The organism is Vibrio mytili, from assembly GCF_049563345.1.
GTDB classification, from domain to species: domain Bacteria; phylum Pseudomonadota; class Gammaproteobacteria; order Enterobacterales; family Vibrionaceae; genus Vibrio; species Vibrio mytili.
The window spans coordinates 1,090,510-1,108,142 of record NZ_CP110481.1; the positions used below are offsets into that span (position 1 = coordinate 1,090,510).

At 44.1% G+C, this 17,633-nt stretch carries 19 protein-coding genes; 18 read left to right on the forward strand and 1 reads right to left on the reverse strand.

The features are described 5' to 3' along the window. Positions 1 to 129: 129 nt before the first annotated feature. Complete coding sequence (gene rluC, locus ONE56_RS05095; protein WP_331438034.1) at positions 130 to 1,074, forward strand: 23S rRNA pseudouridine(955/2504/2580) synthase RluC; 945 nt, start codon at positions 130 to 132, stop codon at positions 1,072 to 1,074. 107 nt (positions 1,075 to 1,181) lie between these two features. On the opposite strand, the gene ONE56_RS05100 is transcribed toward rluC, so the two are convergent. Then, positions 1,182 to 1,763, reverse strand: coding sequence for a nucleoside triphosphate pyrophosphatase (locus ONE56_RS05100; RefSeq protein WP_331438033.1), 582 nt, complete (start codon positions 1,761 to 1,763; stop codon positions 1,182 to 1,184). Between the two features lie 149 nt (positions 1,764 to 1,912). Between ONE56_RS05100 and yceD the strand changes: the two genes are divergently transcribed. The 17 genes from yceD to ONE56_RS05185 all read left to right on the forward strand — a co-directional run bounded on the left by yceD (position 1,913) and on the right by ONE56_RS05185 (position 17,599). Further along, positions 1,913 to 2,437, forward strand: a complete 525-nt coding sequence (gene yceD, locus ONE56_RS05105; protein WP_041156406.1) for a 23S rRNA accumulation protein YceD — start codon at positions 1,913 to 1,915, stop codon at positions 2,435 to 2,437. Positions 2,438 to 2,496: 59 nt separating this feature from the next. After that, a complete protein-coding gene (gene rpmF / locus ONE56_RS05110; RefSeq protein WP_014232495.1) occupies positions 2,497 to 2,667 on the forward strand; it encodes a 50S ribosomal protein L32 in 171 nt (56 codons plus the stop codon). Between the two features lie 10 nt (positions 2,668 to 2,677). Next, entirely contained in the window at positions 2,678 to 3,703 is a 1,026-nt protein-coding gene (plsX, locus tag ONE56_RS05115; RefSeq protein WP_331438032.1) for a phosphate acyltransferase PlsX, read from the forward strand. A gap of 5 nt (positions 3,704 to 3,708) precedes the next feature. Continuing rightward, the gene (locus ONE56_RS05120) at positions 3,709 to 4,659 is read left to right on the forward strand and encodes a beta-ketoacyl-ACP synthase III (protein ID WP_331438031.1); all 951 of its coding nucleotides are present in this window, start codon (positions 3,709 to 3,711) and stop codon (positions 4,657 to 4,659) included. 75 nt (positions 4,660 to 4,734) lie between these two features. Next, the gene (gene fabD, locus ONE56_RS05125) at positions 4,735 to 5,658 is read left to right on the forward strand and encodes an ACP S-malonyltransferase (RefSeq protein WP_415679366.1); all 924 of its coding nucleotides are present in this window, start codon (positions 4,735 to 4,737) and stop codon (positions 5,656 to 5,658) included. A 41-nt stretch (positions 5,659 to 5,699) separates the two neighbouring features. Beyond that, the gene (fabG, locus tag ONE56_RS05130) at positions 5,700 to 6,434 is read left to right on the forward strand and encodes a 3-oxoacyl-ACP reductase FabG (RefSeq protein ID WP_041156445.1); all 735 of its coding nucleotides are present in this window, start codon (positions 5,700 to 5,702) and stop codon (positions 6,432 to 6,434) included. Between the two features lie 246 nt (positions 6,435 to 6,680). Next, positions 6,681 to 6,914, forward strand: a complete 234-nt coding sequence (acpP, locus tag ONE56_RS05135; RefSeq protein WP_004406112.1) for an acyl carrier protein — start codon at positions 6,681 to 6,683, stop codon at positions 6,912 to 6,914. Between the two features lie 93 nt (positions 6,915 to 7,007). Beyond that, on the forward strand, positions 7,008 to 8,258 hold the full coding sequence (gene fabF, locus ONE56_RS05140; RefSeq protein ID WP_041156404.1) for a beta-ketoacyl-ACP synthase II: 1,251 nt from the start codon (positions 7,008 to 7,010) through the stop codon (positions 8,256 to 8,258). A gap of 97 nt (positions 8,259 to 8,355) precedes the next feature. Further along, a complete protein-coding gene (gene pabC / locus ONE56_RS05145; protein WP_423840346.1) occupies positions 8,356 to 9,171 on the forward strand; it encodes an aminodeoxychorismate lyase in 816 nt (271 codons plus the stop codon). Further along, complete coding sequence (gene mltG / locus ONE56_RS05150) at positions 9,168 to 10,184, forward strand: endolytic transglycosylase MltG (protein ID WP_423840347.1); 1,017 nt, start codon at positions 9,168 to 9,170, stop codon at positions 10,182 to 10,184. Before pabC ends, mltG begins: the two co-directional genes overlap by 4 nt. Further along, positions 10,181 to 10,813 (forward strand): dTMP kinase, encoded by a 633-nt coding sequence (gene tmk, locus ONE56_RS05155; protein WP_041156400.1) that lies wholly within the window; start codon positions 10,181 to 10,183, stop codon positions 10,811 to 10,813. The genes mltG and tmk overlap by 4 nt, the downstream gene beginning before the upstream one ends. A 53-nt stretch (positions 10,814 to 10,866) precedes the next feature. After that, positions 10,867 to 11,829, forward strand: a complete 963-nt coding sequence (locus ONE56_RS05160; RefSeq protein ID WP_331438028.1) for a DNA polymerase III subunit delta' — start codon at positions 10,867 to 10,869, stop codon at positions 11,827 to 11,829. After that, positions 11,820 to 12,587: a TatD family hydrolase gene (locus ONE56_RS05165; RefSeq protein ID WP_423840348.1), complete on the forward strand. Its 768-nt coding sequence runs from the start codon at positions 11,820 to 11,822 to the stop codon at positions 12,585 to 12,587. The genes ONE56_RS05160 and ONE56_RS05165 overlap by 10 nt, the downstream gene beginning before the upstream one ends. Before the next feature lie 445 nt (positions 12,588 to 13,032). After that, positions 13,033 to 14,649: a PTS transporter subunit EIIC gene (locus ONE56_RS05170; RefSeq protein ID WP_041156397.1), complete on the forward strand. Its 1,617-nt coding sequence runs from the start codon at positions 13,033 to 13,035 to the stop codon at positions 14,647 to 14,649. Beyond that, the gene (locus tag ONE56_RS05175) at positions 14,649 to 15,098 is read left to right on the forward strand and encodes an RDD family protein (RefSeq protein ID WP_041156396.1); all 450 of its coding nucleotides are present in this window, start codon (positions 14,649 to 14,651) and stop codon (positions 15,096 to 15,098) included. Before ONE56_RS05170 ends, ONE56_RS05175 begins: the two co-directional genes overlap by 1 nt. A 459-nt stretch (positions 15,099 to 15,557) precedes the next feature. After that, positions 15,558 to 16,988: a PTS glucose transporter subunit IIBC gene (gene ptsG, locus ONE56_RS05180; protein WP_331438027.1), complete on the forward strand. Its 1,431-nt coding sequence runs from the start codon at positions 15,558 to 15,560 to the stop codon at positions 16,986 to 16,988. A gap of 203 nt (positions 16,989 to 17,191) precedes the next feature. After that, the gene (locus tag ONE56_RS05185; protein WP_041156394.1) at positions 17,192 to 17,599 is read left to right on the forward strand and encodes a hypothetical protein; all 408 of its coding nucleotides are present in this window, start codon (positions 17,192 to 17,194) and stop codon (positions 17,597 to 17,599) included. Positions 17,600 to 17,633: the final 34 nt, after the last annotated feature.

Genomic DNA, 17,633 nt, shown 5'->3' on the forward strand with positions numbered 1-17,633 from the left:
AACTTGATTGAGACTTTTAATAATTTAAACAAAAACTTGGCGATTTTTAGACTAGCCTATACTGTCGACTGTTTGTTTTGCGACAAGAATAATGTGAAGTCGAACGGAATTGGGTTTACAATAGCGCCCATGAGCGAAATAAGAACACAAGTCCAGTTCGTCGATATCGACGAAGACATGGCCGGTCAACGCATTGATAATTTTTTGCGTAACCAATTAAAAGACATTCCCAAAAGCATGATTTATCGAATCGTGCGTAAGGGAGAAGTGCGCGTCAATAAAAAACGCATCAAAGCAGAATACAAACTCAAATCAGGTGATTTGGTTCGTATTCCTCCTGTAACGATAGAAAAGAAAGAAGACGACGTAGCACCAAGCACTAAGCTTAACCGCGTAGCAGAGTTAGAACATATGATCATCTATGAAGATGATCATATGTTAATTCTCAATAAGCCATCGGGTACGGCTGTTCATGGTGGCAGCGGCTTAAAATTTGGGGCAATAGAAGCGTTACGTGCATTGCGGCCTGAAGCTCGCTTCCTTGAGCTTGTTCACCGTATTGATAGAGACACCTCGGGAATTTTGCTGGTGGCGAAAAAACGGTCTGCTTTACGTCACTTGCAAGCTCAATTTCGAGCAAAGACGGTGAAGAAGTTTTACTTCGCTTTAGTCATGGGGCAATGGAAAAGCAGTTGTAAAGTCGTGAATGCCCCGCTGCTAAAAAATGAAGTAAATAGCATTGTACGGGTAAACCCAAACGGAAAACCGTCTGAAACGCGTTTTAAAGTACTCGAAAAATTTGAGCAGGCGACACTAATTCAAGCAAGCCCTATTACTGGCCGTACGCACCAAATACGAGTGCATACTCAGTATACAGGCCATCCAATTGCTTGGGATGACCGATATGGCGATCGTCGTTTTGATGCCTATACAGGACAGTTTGGTTTAGACCGACTTTTCCTCCATGCGGCGAATATCAAGTTCCAGCATCCTTCAAATGATGAGTGGATGGAAATTAACGCGAAGATGGAACCTAAGTTAGAAAAAATGCTGGCTGGTTTAAGAAAAGCTTAACGGTGTTTTTTCGCCTACGTTTCTGCCTAAAGTAACTTTTGGCTAAAAGCAACTTCTAATCTAAAAAACACCTAAGGGAGCCATTGGCTCCCTCAATTGTATTTGGGTTAAAGAACATCCAACCCTTGAACGCGCAACATGTCAATTAAGTCAATCAGTGGCAAACCTACAAGCGTGTTCGGATCTTTACCTAACAGTTGTGTAAATAAGCAAATTCCCATTCCTTCACTTTTAAAGCTGCCTGCACAGTAAAATGGCTCCTCTCTATCAACATAACGCTCAATCTGTTCACGAGTTAAATCGCGGAAGTGCACCTCGAAGGTATCATAAGCCGTTTCAGTGTGGCCTGTGTCGGTGTTGTGAACGGCAAGACCTGTGTAAAAAGTGATGACTTTGCCGCTTTGGTCAAGTAATTGTGTGATGGCGTTTTGTCGATTGAGTGGTTTACCAACGATATTGTTGTTAATCACGCAAACTTGATCGCTACCGATGACTAAACTCGGTTGGTCAACGCGACAGGAAGTGGCTTTATTCTTTGCTAGTCGCATGACGAGTTCTGTTGGTTTTTCGTGATCTAGAGGCGTTTCGTCACAATTCGGTGATAAACAAATAAATGGAATAGAAAGCTTTTCCAGCAGTTGTTTGCGAAAAGGGGAAGTTGAAGCTAAAACCAGTTGGTAATTTTTCATTTTGAATTACAATTCACAAGAGCATTTCCGATAGGATAAACGATCAAAAATGATTCTGGCTAATGCTCTGTATGATAAGCGCAAAAAAGAACAACTTTTTTGCCTTTTTCTTTGACTAATTTTGATTTGGAAGATAATATTCGCGCCCTATGCAAAAGGTAAAGATACCGCGAACGGTTGACCCGGCTAAAGCGGCACAAAAACGATTAGATTACGATGGCATTGTTCAGGCGAGTCTTTTCAAACGCTTAGCGAAAGCAACTGAAGGCGTAAAACGCGACGCAGAAGTCTCATTGTCATTTGAGATGGATGAACAGCGACTCGTTGTTATCTCTGGTAAAGCTAACATCGACGTCGATTTAGAATGTCAGCGTTGTAATGAGGTATTCACACACGCGTGTGAAGTTGAATTCCTTTACACTCCTTACTACGGTGAGAAGACGGAAGAGGAAGCACCAGACATTTATGATTTGGTAGATCTAAATGAATACGGTGAATTAGACCTTATACAACTGGTTGAAGATGAGTTCATCTTAGAATTGCCTCAAATAGCAATGCACGATGAAGCGGATTGTAGCGTTGATTCAAATAACATGGTTTTTGGTGAGCTTCCTGAAGAAATTGAGGAAAAGAAACCGAACCCATTCGACGTTTTGAAAAGTCTGAAAAAGTAAACGGTGTGGTAGCCATTTCTTATTCAGATTTTTAACCCAATAGTATAGGAGTAGGGTCAATGGCCGTACAAAAAAACCGTAAAACTCGTTCTAAGCGCGGTATGCGTCGTTCACACGATGCGCTAACTACAGCTGCACTATCTGTAGACGCGACTTCTGGTGAAACTCACCTACGTCACAACGTAACTGCTGAAGGTTACTACCGTGGCAAGAAGGTTATCAACAAGTAAGGTTGATCCTTTGCAAAGTATTACCGTTGCACTTGATGCAATGGGCGGGGATTTTGGTCCTCGCGTAACAGTGCCTGCCGCCGTGCAGGCACTGTCTCATTTCCCAGAGCTAAAAGTGATCCTTATTGGTGATCAATCTTTGATCACGTCTCAATTATCTCAATTAGGTGTTTCTACCGGTCCTCGTTTGGCTATTCTTCATAGCGAGAAAGTTATATCGAACTGCGAAAAACCGTCATTGGCATTGCGCAATAGCCGAGATAGCTCGATGCGTAAAGCGATTGAACTGGTTTTAGATCAGGAAGCGGACGCCTGCGTCAGCGGAGGCAATACCGGAGCCTTGATGGCGCTATCTCGTTTTGTTCTCAAATTACTTCCTGGAATTGAGCGTCCTGCGTTGGTATCCGCGTTGCCTACGGTGAGTGGTCAACGTACTTGGATGCTGGATTTAGGTGCAAATGTATCCTGTGACGCAGACAGTCTGTTTCAGTTTGCAGTGATGGGCAGTGCGTTGGCTGAACAGCATTTAGGTCATCGGGCCCGGGTGGCAATTTTAAATATCGGTGCAGAAGAAATTAAAGGCAACGATTTAGTTAAACGTTGTGCAGAAATGCTTTCCCAAACTGATGCAATCCATTTTGTCGGTTATATTGAAGGTAATCAAATTTTGCATGATGTTGCTGACGTCATTGTTTGTGATGGCTTTGTCGGTAACGTATGCTTGAAAGCTAGTGAGGGAACTGCTCAACTTTTTATCGAAAAAATTAAAAGCAGTATGATGGCCTCTACGATAAAGGGTTGGATTGCTAGAAAGTTGTTTTCTCGGCTATTTACTGAACTAAAAACACTGAACCCCGACCAGTATAACGGCGCAAGTTTGCTAGGATTGCGCGGCATTGTCATAAAAAGCCATGGAAGTGCGGATGTATCTGCGATTGTCAATGCACTTGGCGAGGCAGTACATGAGGTCAAACGACAAGTACCAAGCCGTATTAGCGATCGTTTGGAAGCGGTTTTACTCGAGAGGCATTATTAGTCTTCATGTTTAGCAAAATTTTAGGTACTGGCAGCTACCTGCCATCTCAGGTGCGTACAAACGCAGACTTGGAGAAAATGGTAGATACTAGTGATGAGTGGATCGTTGCTCGCACGGGTATTAAAGAGCGTCGAATTTCTGCAGAAAATGAAACTGTAGCTGACATGGCATATTTGGCTGCTGAGCAAGCTATCGATATGGCGGGTATCGATAAAAATGATATCGACCTGATTATTGTCGCAACAACAAGTAGTAGCCATACTTTCCCTTCATCGGCTTGTCAGGTGCAAGGGAAGCTAGGCATTAAAGGATGCCCGGCGTTTGACATTGCCGCGGCTTGCTCTGGCTTTATTTACGGCCTTTCAGTCGCTGATCAACACATTAAATCAGGCATGTGTAAAAAGGTACTGGTTATTGGCTCCGATGCGTTGTCTAAGACTTGTGACCCGACAGATCGATCAACCATCATTTTGTTTGGCGATGGTGCGGGCGCCGTTGTTGTTGGTGCAAGTGAAGAGCCTGGTATCATTTCCACGCACATTTACGCTGACGGAAAATTTGGCGATCTATTGAGTTTAGAAGTGCCTCAGCGTGGTCAAGATGCGGATAAATGGCTGCATATGGCTGGTAACGAAGTGTTTAAAGTTGCGGTGACTCAGCTGTCTAAGTTAGTCAAAGATACGCTAGAAGCCAACAATATGCATAAATCTGAACTAGACTGGCTAGTGCCGCATCAAGCGAACTACCGGATCATTTCAGCGACCGCGAAAAAGCTTTCTATGTCACTGGATCAGGTTGTCGTCACACTAGACAAGCACGGCAATACGTCAGCCGCGACAGTACCTACTGCGCTGGATGAAGCGGTACGTGATGGTCGTATCAAGCGTGGACAAACGTTGCTGCTTGAAGCATTCGGTGGCGGATTCACTTGGGGTTCTGCCCTGGTGAAGTTCTAGGTTTCACGAGAATTCAAAATTTAAGGTGCACTTGGTGCATCTTATTTCTTTTTACTTTGCTTAAAGGGATAAAACATGAGCAAGTTTGCTATCGTATTTCCAGGCCAAGGTTCTCAAGCTGTCGGTATGCTTGCAGATCTAGGCGAACAATATGACGTAGTAAAACAAACTTTTGCAGAAGCATCTGACGCACTAGGTTACGATCTTTGGGCGCTTGTTCAAAATGGGCCTGCTGAAGATCTAAATCAAACTTTCCGTACACAGCCAGCATTGTTAGCGTCGTCTGTGGCTATTTGGCGTGTATGGCAAGAACAAGGCCTTGAGCAGCCAGCTAACTTAGCGGGGCACAGTTTGGGTGAGTATTCAGCACTTGTTTGTGCAGGCGTTATCGATTTTAAAGAAGCCATCAAGCTTGTTGAACTTCGTGGCCAATTGATGCAAGAAGCAGTACCAGCAGGCACGGGTGCAATGTACGCAATCATTGGTTTGGATGATGCGTCTATTGCAAAAGCATGTGAAGAAGCTGCGCAAGGTGAGGTTGTTTCTCCTGTCAATTTTAACTCTCCTGGACAAGTTGTTATCGCTGGTAGCAAAGATGCGGTAGAGAGAGCTGGAGCCTTGTGTAAAGAAGCTGGAGCCAAACGTGCGCTTCCTCTTCCTGTGTCAGTACCATCTCACTGCGCTCTAATGAAGCCAGCGGCAGAGAAGTTAGCCGTTGCGCTAGAGTCAGTCGAATTTAATCAACCGCAACTTCCTGTTATTAACAACGTTGATGTGGTAGCAGAAACTGACCCAGCTAAAATCAAAGACGCGCTTGTTCGTCAGTTACATAGCCCAGTACGCTGGACTGAAAGCGTTCAGCTAATGAGCGAGCAGGGCGTTGAAACTCTGCTTGAGCTTGGTCCTGGTAAAGTACTAACAGGTCTAACAAAACGTATCGTGAAAACGTTAAGTGCAGCAGCGGTCAACGATGTCGCGTCGTTAGAAGCAGCGAAATAATTTAGTGCTTACGCCACGATAAGAAAAGGAAACACAACATGATGAATCTAGAAGGTAAGGTCGCGCTGGTGACAGGCGCCAGTCGTGGTATTGGCCGCGCGATCGCAGAACTTCTTGTTGAGCGCGGTGCAACCGTTATTGGTACGGCAACATCTGAAGGCGGCGCAGCTGCAATCAGTGAGTATCTAGACGGTAACGGTAAAGGTCTTGCACTAAACGTAACAGATGTCGAGTCTATCGAAGCAACACTGAAAACGATCAATGAAGAGTTCGGTGTTATCGATATCCTCGTAAATAACGCGGGTATTACGCGTGATAATCTGTTAATGCGCATGAAAGATGATGAGTGGAATGACATCATCGATACGAATTTGACTCCGATTTACCGTATGTCGAAGGCGGTACTACGTGGCATGATGAAAAAACGTGCAGGTCGTATTATCAACGTCGGTTCGGTTGTCGGAACAATGGGCAATGCAGGTCAAGCTAACTACGCAGCAGCAAAAGCAGGTGTGATCGGTTTCACAAAATCGATGGCTCGTGAAGTTGCTTCTCGTGGTGTTACAGTGAACACTGTTGCTCCTGGTTTCATCGAAACAGACATGACTAAAGCATTAAATGACGACCAACGTGCTGCAACGTTGTCGAATGTACCAGCCGGTCGTTTGGGTGATCCACGTGAAATTGCATCAGCAGTTGTATTTCTTGCTTCACCTGAAGCAGCGTACATAACTGGTGAAACTTTGCATGTAAATGGTGGCATGTACATGGTTTAAAATGACAGTTTATGCAAAATAAGTTATTTTACATTTTTTAAAATAGCCTATAGTTGCTGGTAGCTGTTATAAGCTTGTCGTGCTTGTGCGCAAGATTTGTGCATGATTTAAGTCAAAAATGTATTGAAATTCGGTTAAATTCGCTAATTTTGTGGTTTGACCAGCAAGGACCCCCTTGCAACTTTCAATAGTTCGAATAAACTACGGAAACATCGCATTAGGCGAAATCTGTAAAGGAAAAGAAAAATGAGCAACATCGAAGAACGCGTAAAGAAAATCATTGTTGAACAGCTAGGTGTAGACGAAGCAGAAGTTAAAAACGAAGCTTCTTTCGTTGACGATCTAGGTGCTGATTCTCTAGACACTGTAGAACTAGTTATGGCTCTAGAAGAGGAATTCGACACTGAGATTCCTGATGAAGAAGCTGAGAAGATCACTACTGTTCAAGCTGCAATCGACTACGTAAACAGCGCTCAGTAATTATCTCTTCCAGGCGGTCTCCTAGACCGCCTGAGTTTTTTCTAACTTCTTCTATCCTCTCACAATAGAATTTAATTCCCGGAGAATTATATCGTGTCCAAGCATCGTGTAGTTGTCACTGGCATGGGTATGTTGTCACCGGTAGGCAACACAGTCGAATCATCTTGGAAAGCCCTGCTAGAAGGTCAAAGCGGTATCGTGGATATCGATCATTTCGATACTACGAATTTCTCGACTCGTTTCGCAGGTCTTGTTAAAGATTTCGATTGCACAGAGTACATGTCTAAAAAAGATGCACGTAAAATGGATTTGTTTATCCAGTACGGCATCGCAGCGGGTATCCAAGCTCTAGATAACTCTGGCTTACAAATTACCGAAGAAAACGCGGCTCGAGTTGGTGTTGCAATCGGCTCAGGTATTGGTGGCCTAGAACTTATCGAATCAGGTCACACCGCGTTAGTTGAAAAAGGCCCTCGCAAAGTCAGTCCATTTTTTGTTCCATCAACCATCGTTAATATGGTTGCAGGAAACCTATCTATCATGCGTGGCCTTCGTGGTCCAAACATTGCGATTTCTACCGCATGTACGACAGGTCTGCATAACATCGGCCATGCTGCTCGCATGATTGCCTATGGAGATGCGGATGCAATGGTTGCAGGTGGTGCTGAGAAAGCGTCCACACCTTTAGGTATGGCAGGCTTTGGTGCTGCTAAAGCGCTATCGACCCGTAATGATGAACCTCAAAAAGCCTCACGTCCTTGGGATAAAGGCCGCGATGGTTTCGTTCTCGGTGATGGTGCAGGCGTCGTTGTACTGGAGTCGTATGAACATGCAAAAGCTCGCGGTGCGACGATTTACGCTGAACTTGTAGGCTTTGGTATGTCTGGTGATGCTTACCACATGACTTCTCCTAGTGAAGATGGTTCAGGTGGTGCACTAGCTATGGAAGCGGCAATGCGTGATGCCAACATCACAGGTACACAAGTGGGTTACGTTAACGCACATGGAACGTCGACTCCAGCTGGTGATGTTGCGGAGATCAAGGGTGTGAAACGTGCTCTTGGTGAAGAAGGCGCGAAACAAGTTCTTGTATCTTCAACAAAGTCTATGACTGGCCACCTACTTGGTGCTGCTGGCTCAGTTGAAGCGATCATCACAATTATGTCGTTGGTTGATCAAATTGTTCCGCCAACAATTAACCTTGATGATCCAGAAGAAGGTCTAGATATCGACTTAGTTCCACACACTGCACGTAAGGTAGATGGTATGGAGTATGCCATCTGTAACTCGTTTGGTTTTGGTGGTACGAACGGTTCTTTAGTCTTTAAAAAGTTCGCAGAATAGTCCTTATTTGGACTGTCAGAACTTGTAATCTAACGGCTCGATGCTTAGCATTGAGCCGTTTTGTTTTATTTGATATCTGCGAATTAAAGGTAGCTGAATGTTTTGGGTAAATGGTGTTCCGCAGTCTCATGTTTCCTTGGATGACCGTTCCTTTCAGTATGGAGACGGTTGTTTTACCACTATTCTCACCAAGGAAGGAGAACTGCTTTATTGGCAAGCGCATGTAGAGCGCCTTGATGCTTGTTTGAAAGCATTAATGATACCTTCTCCCGATTGGTCTCTTGTCTTAGAGTGGGCGAATCAAGCTGCAATGGCAGACGAGTACGCAGGCGTTAAAATCCATGTTAGCCGCGGTCATGGTGGAAGAGGGTATAGTCCAGCAGGGATTGACAAGCCGACCGTGACTATCTCAAATTTCTCCTATCCGAGTCATTATCCTGCTTGGCGTAAACAAGGTGTAGACCTTGGCTTATGTGAAACCCGTTTAGGAATTCAGCCGCTTCTTGCCGGACACAAGCATAATAATCGACTTGAGCAAGTGCTTGCCAAAGCAGAACTTGAAAGTACCGAATTTGCGGACGCTGTGACCTTAAATGTGCAAAACCATGTCATTGAAACTACAATGGCCAACCTTTTTTGGGTTAAAGATCATAAGGTTTTCACGCCCGAGTTAACCATGTCCGGTGTCGCGGGCGTCATGCGCCGTAAGGTGTTAGAGCTGCTCGCTACCGAAAAGACGTACGTGAACATAGGCGACTATCTTTTGGAAGACCTGCTTGATGCTGATGAAGCGTTCATGTGTAACTCACTACTCGGTATTGCTCCTATCAGGAGTATTACTATTTCCAATAAAAAAATGCTTTTTCCACAAGGGAAACTGACTCAACGACTGCAAGGGAATTTAACTAAGTGATTAAAAAACTATTGGCTTTTATTGTGCTAATTGCTTTGCTTGGCGCTGCAGGTGTTTATTACGTCGTTTCGCAGACAAAACACTATATCAATCAGCCAATCCAAATTGACCAACCTCAGTTATTTACGGTTAAAAGCGGTGCTAGCTTTAACCAAGTAATACGCCAGTTGATTGAAGAGCAGGTTATCGAGGCTTCAGATTACACGCGAGTGATCCCCCGTCTCTATCCTGAACTAGTACAAGTGCGTGCTGGTACTTACCAGCTAGACACGAAGATGTCGTTCTACCAAGCCTTAGAGCACCTCAATAGTGGCAAAGAACATCAGTTTGCTATAACGTTTGTTGAAGGTAGTCGTTTCTCTGAGTGGATCGATTTATTGAAAGACGCTCCCTATATTGAGCACGATCTCAGTGACTTGCCAGAAAAGGATATGGCAGCCAAGCTAGGTATTCAACGTGATAAGTTAGAAGGGCTCTTTTTAGCTGAAACTTATCATTACACGGCAGGTGCTAGTGAAAGCCAGTTACTTAAGCGTGCCCACCATGAGTTAAACTCCATTTTAGATAGTCGCTGGGAGTCACGCCAAGCTGATTTACCACTTAAGAACAAATACGAAGCATTAATCCTTGCTTCTATTATTGAAAAAGAAACCGCTATTGACTCAGAGCGTGAACGTGTCGCTTCTGTGTTTGTGAATCGATTAAACCGTCATATGCGCTTGCAAACCGACCCAACGGTGATTTATGGCATGGGTGATGACTATGATGGAAATATCCGTAAAAAGGATTTAAGGACATCGACCCCTTACAATACCTACGTCATTGATGGACTGCCGCCAACCCCTATCGCTATGGCGGGAGAAGCCTCTATTAAAGCTGCGCTCAATCCAGAAAGCAGTGGTTATTTATATTTTGTCGCAAGTGGAAAAGGCGGGCATGTCTTTTCTAAATCGCTTGCCGAGCACAACCGCGCAGTGCGTGCCTATTTACGAGAATTAAGAAAGAACAGATGATGAAAGCAAACTTTATTGTTGTGGAAGGCCTTGAAGGCGCAGGTAAAAGCACGGCGATCCAAACGGTATTAGACACGCTCAAACAAGCGGGTATTCAGGACATCGTGAATACACGTGAACCCGGTGGAACCCCACTGGCTGAAAAAATGCGTGCGTTGGTGAAAGAAGAGCATGAAGGGGAGGAGTTGAAAGACATGACAGAATTACTTCTCCTCTATGCTGCGCGAGTACAACTGGTAGAAAACGTAATTAAACCAGCGTTAGCAAACGGACAGTGGGTGGTTGGTGATCGTCATGATCTGTCTTCTCAAGCTTATCAAGGTGGTGGACGTCAAATAGACGCCACGTTAATGAAGAACTTGCGTGATACCACATTGGGTGACTTTAAGCCTGCATTTACGTTGTATATGGATATTGATCCGCGCATCGGCCTAGAAAGAGCGAGAGGTCGGGGTGAGTTAGACCGAATCGAAAAGATGGATATTAGCTTTTTTGAACGTACTCGTGAACGATATTTAGACATAGCACATAGCGATCCTTCTATCGTGGTGATCAATGCAGCGCAGCCCATTGATGAGGTGTCTCGCGATATTCGTGCTGCGTTGAACGATTGGTTGTCCAAACAGTAAGTGAATGTGAGTAACATGAACGTGAATACGCTAAATGTAAGTTTAGGTGAAGCATGCTAGATGATTTACCGTGGCTAAAACCCGTTTGGGAGAATCTCAAAGCTGGCTTAGAGGCTGATCGGATACCCGGTGCGTTACTGTTACAAAGTGAGGCAGGGCTGGCCGTTGGTGCATTAGTCGAACGGTTTTGCCATGCATTATTGTGCCAAAATTACCCAAGTGAAGCGTGTGGCTTTTGTCACAGCTGTCAGTTGGTTCACTCGAACAGTCATCCAGATTTTCACCGAATCACACCAGAGAAAGAAGGTAAAGCGATAACTGTCGAACAGATTCGAGCTTGTAGTCGACTTGCGCAAGAGTCTTCCCAATTAAATGGTTATCGGATCTTTGTTATTGAACCAGCAGACGCGATGAATGAATCTGCTTCGAATGCATTATTGAAAACGTTGGAAGAACCGGGTTCGAAATGCGTGTTTTTACTGGTTACCGCTAATCCAGAGCATTTACTTCCTACTATACGCAGTCGGTGTCAATTGTGGGCAGTAACATCACCTTCAACTGAGCAGGCGATGCAATGGCTACATGAAAATGGAATGTCGCAGGTTCCAGCATATGCATTGAAGCTGAGTATGGGGTCGCCGATCAACACGTTAGCGGCGTTAAAGTCAGGTGAACTAGACGAGTATTTAGCTTTTGAACGCAGTTTGATCGATGCTCTATCTTCACCGTCCGGTGATGTCTCTCAATGTGCGTCTTGGATAGCAAAAAATGCAGATAAAGCGATCGACTGGGCTTGGTTGCTGCTAACGGATGCGCAAAAAGCACTATTTGGTGTATCCGAAACCGATATGTTGCCCGGAGCGAGAACCTTTAAGCCCAATCATTACAATGGGCTATATGTATCAGCGAAAAAACTGATACAACTCAAGGCTCAGGTGCAATCCTTCCCAGGATTGAACGTTGAGCTATTATCAATGAACTGGTTAATTGAATCACGAGAGGCATTATGTTCGTAGATTCGCATTGTCATCTAGACAAACTGAATTACGATGAACTTCACACGAGTGTGGAAGACGTTATTAATAAAGCAAAGCAGGCCAATGTCAATGAACTGCTTTCTGTTGGGGTAACACTAGACTCATTTCCAAACATGTTAGAGATGATCGAACCGTACGACAATGTACATGCTTCATGTGGTGTGCACCCGTTGGATGTGGAAAGTGATTTCTCATTGGAAACTTTGCATCAGTATGCATCACATAAAAAAGTGATCGCTATTGGCGAAACAGGACTCGATTATCATTACCAGCCTGATACGGCTGCGCTGCAGAGAGAGCGTTTTGAACAGCACGTCGAGCTTGCTGTAGACCTAAATAAGCCGTTGATTATTCATACTCGAAACGCTCGTGAAGATACGTTAAATATCTTACGGAATGGGGGAGCGGAGAGATGCGGTGGCGTGATCCATTGCTTTACAGAGGACGCTGCATTTGCCGAAGCCGCGCTTGAGCTCGGTTTTTATATTTCAATTTCAGGTATTGTCACTTTCCGTCAGGCTACAGAACTGAAAGAAGTCGTCAAAAATCTTCCTTTAGAAAGGTTACTTATTGAAACCGATTCTCCGTATTTGGCACCTGTTCCTCATCGAGGTAAAGAAAATCAACCCGCTTATGTTGTTGAGGTTGCAGCCTATATTGCCCAACTAAAGGCATGTGCGTTATCTGATGTCGCACAAAAAACCAGCCAAAACTTCCGTGATCTTTTTTATCGATAGAAACCAAGTTTTGAGCAAAAAAGGGGGGTCATACCCCCTTTTATTTGGTTTTATCGCTTGTTTCGCCACATTGGTTAGCTGTTAACTAATTCTGTTGGTTTTTTGCGGTCAAATTTATCGTTATTTATTTTGTGATAAAAAGTAACAATGAGATCGGTTTTGTTTACTCGTATAAAAACACCTTGTATTTAATTTTATTATTAAATAACAACAAGATATGCGGTATGTAATGGATTTCTTTCTGGGTTTTGGATTGTGATCTGTCTATTACTTTGAAACTAAACTTGATCCATAACTAGAAACCGCTCCCAGCAACGCGATATATTTAGAGCTGGAAAATATATAGCAGATGCTCTTATATCTTCTATGGAGACTAGCATTTAGGCTTACGGGGGTGTGCCGCTAGTGTTCTAACATTCTAAAAATTTTATCAGGAGCAAAACTAATGAAAGGTTTCTTTAGTAAACTTTCACAGTCCATCATGCTGCCAATCGCATTGCTTCCAGCTGCGGGTATTATGTTGGGTATCGGGGGTAGTTTTACTAACCCTACTATGATCGAAGCGTACCACATTGGTATGCTACAAGACGGCAGCTTGCTTAATAGCTTCCTTCAAGTAATGACAGCTGCGGGTGGTATCGTTTTTGCCAACCTACCTGTTATGTTTGCATTAGCAATTGCCGTGGGTTTCGCGCGTGCTGAAAAGGGTGCTGCTGCACTTGCTGCGCTTATCTCATACTTGGTGATGAACGTTGCGATTGCGAAAACGCTGGTCGTAGCAAACATGATCAATGCTGACGCGAACACCGTTATCCTTATGGGTAGCGAGTACGCGGGTGTGCTAGCGGATACACTAGGCATCGCTAATACATTAAGTATGGGTGTATTTGGTGGCTTGATCGCGGGTGCAATTACGGTTGTTCTTCACAACAAATACCACGATGCAAAACTGCCTGATTACCTAGGCTTCTTCGGTGGTGCTCGTTTTGTGCCAATCATCAGTGCGTTCGCTGCGCTATTCTACGGTATTGTGCTGACGTTTATCTGGCCATTCTTTGGTGCTGCTTTCGGTGCGATCGGCGCAGCTCTTGGTGATTTGACAGCATCTGGTAACGGTTACGTTGCATCGTTCATCTTCGGTGTTATTGAGCGTTCTCTAATCCCAGTGGGTCTGCACCACGTATTCTACCTACCACTGTGGCAAACCGAAATCGGTGCGACTGCAGAAGTGGCAGGTGAAGTGATCAAAGGTACACAAAACGTATTCTTCGCATCTCTAGCATCAGGCGATTTCTCTCAGTTTACTTCTACTAACTTTATGACTGGTAAATTCCCATTCATGATGTTTGGTCTACCAGCAGCAGCATACGCAATGTACTCCCTAGCTGATGCTGAGAATAAGAAAGCGGCTGGTGGTCTATTGTTCTCTGTAGCGCTTACAGCGTTCCTAACCGGTATCACTGAGCCAATTGAATTTACGTTCCTATTCTTGTCTCCAGCGCTTTACTACGCAATTCACGTTCCGCTAGCGGGTATCTCATTCCTGCTAATGGATATGCTGAATGTTAAAGTTGGTATGACATTTAGTGGTGGTTTCATTGACTTCTCACTATTCGGTGTACTTCCTGGCGTAACGGGTGTTGAAAACAACTGGTACTACATCCCTCTAGTTGGTATCGCGTACGCGTTTATTTACTTCTTTGTTTTCCGTTGGTTTATCGTTAAATTCGACGTTAAAACTCCTGGTCGTAAAGGTAGTGCAGTAGCCGTTGTTTCTAAGAAAGATTACCATGCAGCGAAAAGCGGCGCGGGCGACAACCAAAAAGCGAAAGACATGATTGAGGCACTTGGTGGTGCTGATAACATCGTTGACGTTGATGCTTGTATTACTCGTCTACGTATCACTGTTAAAGATGGTTCTAAAGTGAAAGGTAACGATTACTGGACACAAGAGCTTGGTGCTCGCGGACTAGTAAAAGTTGGTGACACTGGTATTCAGGCTATTTACGGTGCTGAAGCAGCTGGTTTCAAAGCTCAAATCAACTCAATACTTGGTAAATAATGAGTATTGGTGACAAATTTCGAAGAACAGGCGCATTTGTTATCGACCTGATGATCGCAAAAATGTTTACTCAGGTTGTTCTGACTGTTCTTGCTTTGCTGATATCGAGTATATGGAGTACTGGGTTAGAGGGGTTCTCATTGAATGATGATATCGCTTTACCAATTTTACTTGCTCTCGTACTTGGGATGTTATTGGTCTTTATTGGGGTGTACTTAGGTTATTGTGCAATCTGCTTTAAATTGCTAGGTAAGTCTCTAGGTAAGTACCTGTTACAGGTCAATAGCTCTAACAATGAAGTGCATCGTAATTTGTCCGCTTATTTATCTCGAGAAAGAGAGAAAATGGTTTATGTGCTCGCGACGTTAGGACTTTATGCTGCCTATTCTGCAATACAGTTTTATATGTATGACAGAGAGCCATTGCATGAAATCCACTCTCGTCAGTGACCATCTAACCAAATAAGCAAGCCGTTAATTTTAAGCCCGCTTTATACAGCGGGCTTAATTATTTGTGGCACGTCAAACCCTCATATAGTGCACTGTCCGGTACACGTAAACTTTCCTGTTCTATACTTCTAGCACTGACACTGACTGCAATAGACAATCACTTGCATTTTTGAGTGTAATGGGTAAGTCGAGGTGTGTTTGTAATAGTTACCTGTATGATGTTTTGCCAATTTATGCTCAAGTCACTTGAGTAGAACAAGCAGTTAAATGCTGCATATTTTTATTATTCGTGATCTGCACCGAATTATTGTCTTCGAAATTTGAAGGTAATCAATAATATATTTCGAGGCATAAAATATACTTTCGCCTAGGTCGCGACCTAAACTGAGTTCTAACATACAGGCTGCGGGGGTAAGCCGTTAGACTCAAATAATATTCATAATTATCAGGAGCTTGAACATGTTGAAAAATGCTTTTGCTAACCTGCAAAAGGTCGGTAAATCTCTGATGTTGCCAGTGTCAGTATTACCGGTTGCAGGTATTCTATTAGGTGTTGGTGCTGCCCACCTTAGTTTTATCCCAGATATTGTTTCCGATTTAATGGAGCAAGCTGGGGGATCAGTATTTGGTCAAATGGCGCTACTCTTTGCTGTAGGTGTTGCGCTTGGTTTTACGAACAACGATGGTGTTGCGGGTCTTGCAGCGATCGTCGGTTACGGCATTATGACGGCAACGTTAGGTGTTTTGGCTGGCGTTATGGGCGTGGAGAAAATTGATACGGGGGTTTTAGGTGGGATCCTATCCGGTGGTTTAGCTGCTTGGGCATTTAATCGTTTCTTCAAGATTCAACTCCCAGAATATCTAGGTTTCTTTGCCGGTAAACGAGCTGTGCCAATCATCACAGGTTTTGGTGCCATTATTCTTGGTGTTGTCCTTTCTGTTATTTGGCCTCCAATCGGCAGTGGTATTTCTGCATTCTCGGATTGGGCAGCTCACCAAAACCCGCAAGTCGCCTTTGGTATCTACGGTATCGTGGAACGTTCTCTTATCCCATTTGGTTTGCATCACGTTTGGAACGTCCCATTCTTCTTCGAAGCCGGTACTTGTGTTAACGCTGCTGGTCAAACCCAGCATGGTGTTCTAACTTGTTACCTCGTTGCTGATGAAGCTTCTCGCGTTGCTGGCAATGGCTTTGGTCAGTTGGCGGGTGGTTATATGTTCAAGATGTTTGGTCTACCAGCTGCTGCGATTGCAATTGCTCACTGTGCGAAACCAGAGAACCGTGCAAAAGTTCTGGGTATTATGGTATCGGCAGCATTGACTTCATTTCTAACTGGTATTACTGAGCCGATTGAGTTCTCATTCCTGTTTGTTGCGCCATTGCTTTACGGTATCCATGCATTACTGGCGGGGTCTGCATACGTTGTATCAAACACACTTGGTTTTGTGCATGGTACGTCGTTCTCTCATGGCTTAATCGACTTTCTTGTTCTATCTGGCAACGCTCACAAAATGCTGCTCATGGTTGGTGTTGGTATTGTTTACGCTATCATTTACTACGTAGTATTCCGTACGGTCATCACCGCACTTGATCTCAAAACGCCTGGTCGTGAAGACGAGACTGAGCAAGTAACGTCATCTTCTGGTTCTGATATGGGCGGTGATTTAGTGGCTGCATTTGGTGGCAAAGCGAACATTACCGGTTTAGATGCGTGTATCACTCGCCTCCGTGTCGCAGTTGCAGACACAGCACAGGTTGATCAAGACAAGTTGAAGCAGCTAGGCGCGGCAGGTGTTGTTGTTGTTGCTGGCGGCGTTCAGGCTATCTTTGGCACCAAGTCTGACAACCTTAAAACTGAAATGGATGAGTGGATTCGTAATCACGGTTAATCACAGACATTCATACATAACGCAAGGAGGCTTCGGCCTCCTTTATTGTTTTATGAAACACCGGATTCTCTCACAGTCTGATACGTGATCTTTAGCGCAAGTTATATTTCTAAACTAGACTCTTACCCATTGTTGACACACAAAAATACGGTAATGATTGAATTATCACTGATGGTGTATTTAAACAAAGTTAGTAGAGAGATATGAATAAGAAATTAATGGTAGTAATAGCAGCTGGTTTAATGTCTGGTTCAGTGATGGCAGCAAACGGGTCGTCGGATTTAGCCGTCGGTATGGCAGTTGATCAACAACTAAGCGTGGTGGTTGAAATTGATAATACTTACCGAGGTATTATCGGAAACGACGGTTTAGCGTTTGATTATATTGCTAAACGTGGCGCTTTTAATCAAAGTGCCCCAGTGACGTGGTATGTTGGTGCTGGTGGTTGGTACGAATGGGATGACGAATTTGGATTACGTGTGCCACTTGGAATTAACTGGGACTTTTACCAAGGGTGGGATTTGTATGCACAGCTGCATCCTGAACTTGATCTGTACAAAGGTGTCGACTTGCAGATTGGTGGTGCAGTGGGTGTGAAGTACAGTTTCTGATTTAATTTTCCCCTAATACCCTCAAATAAAAAAT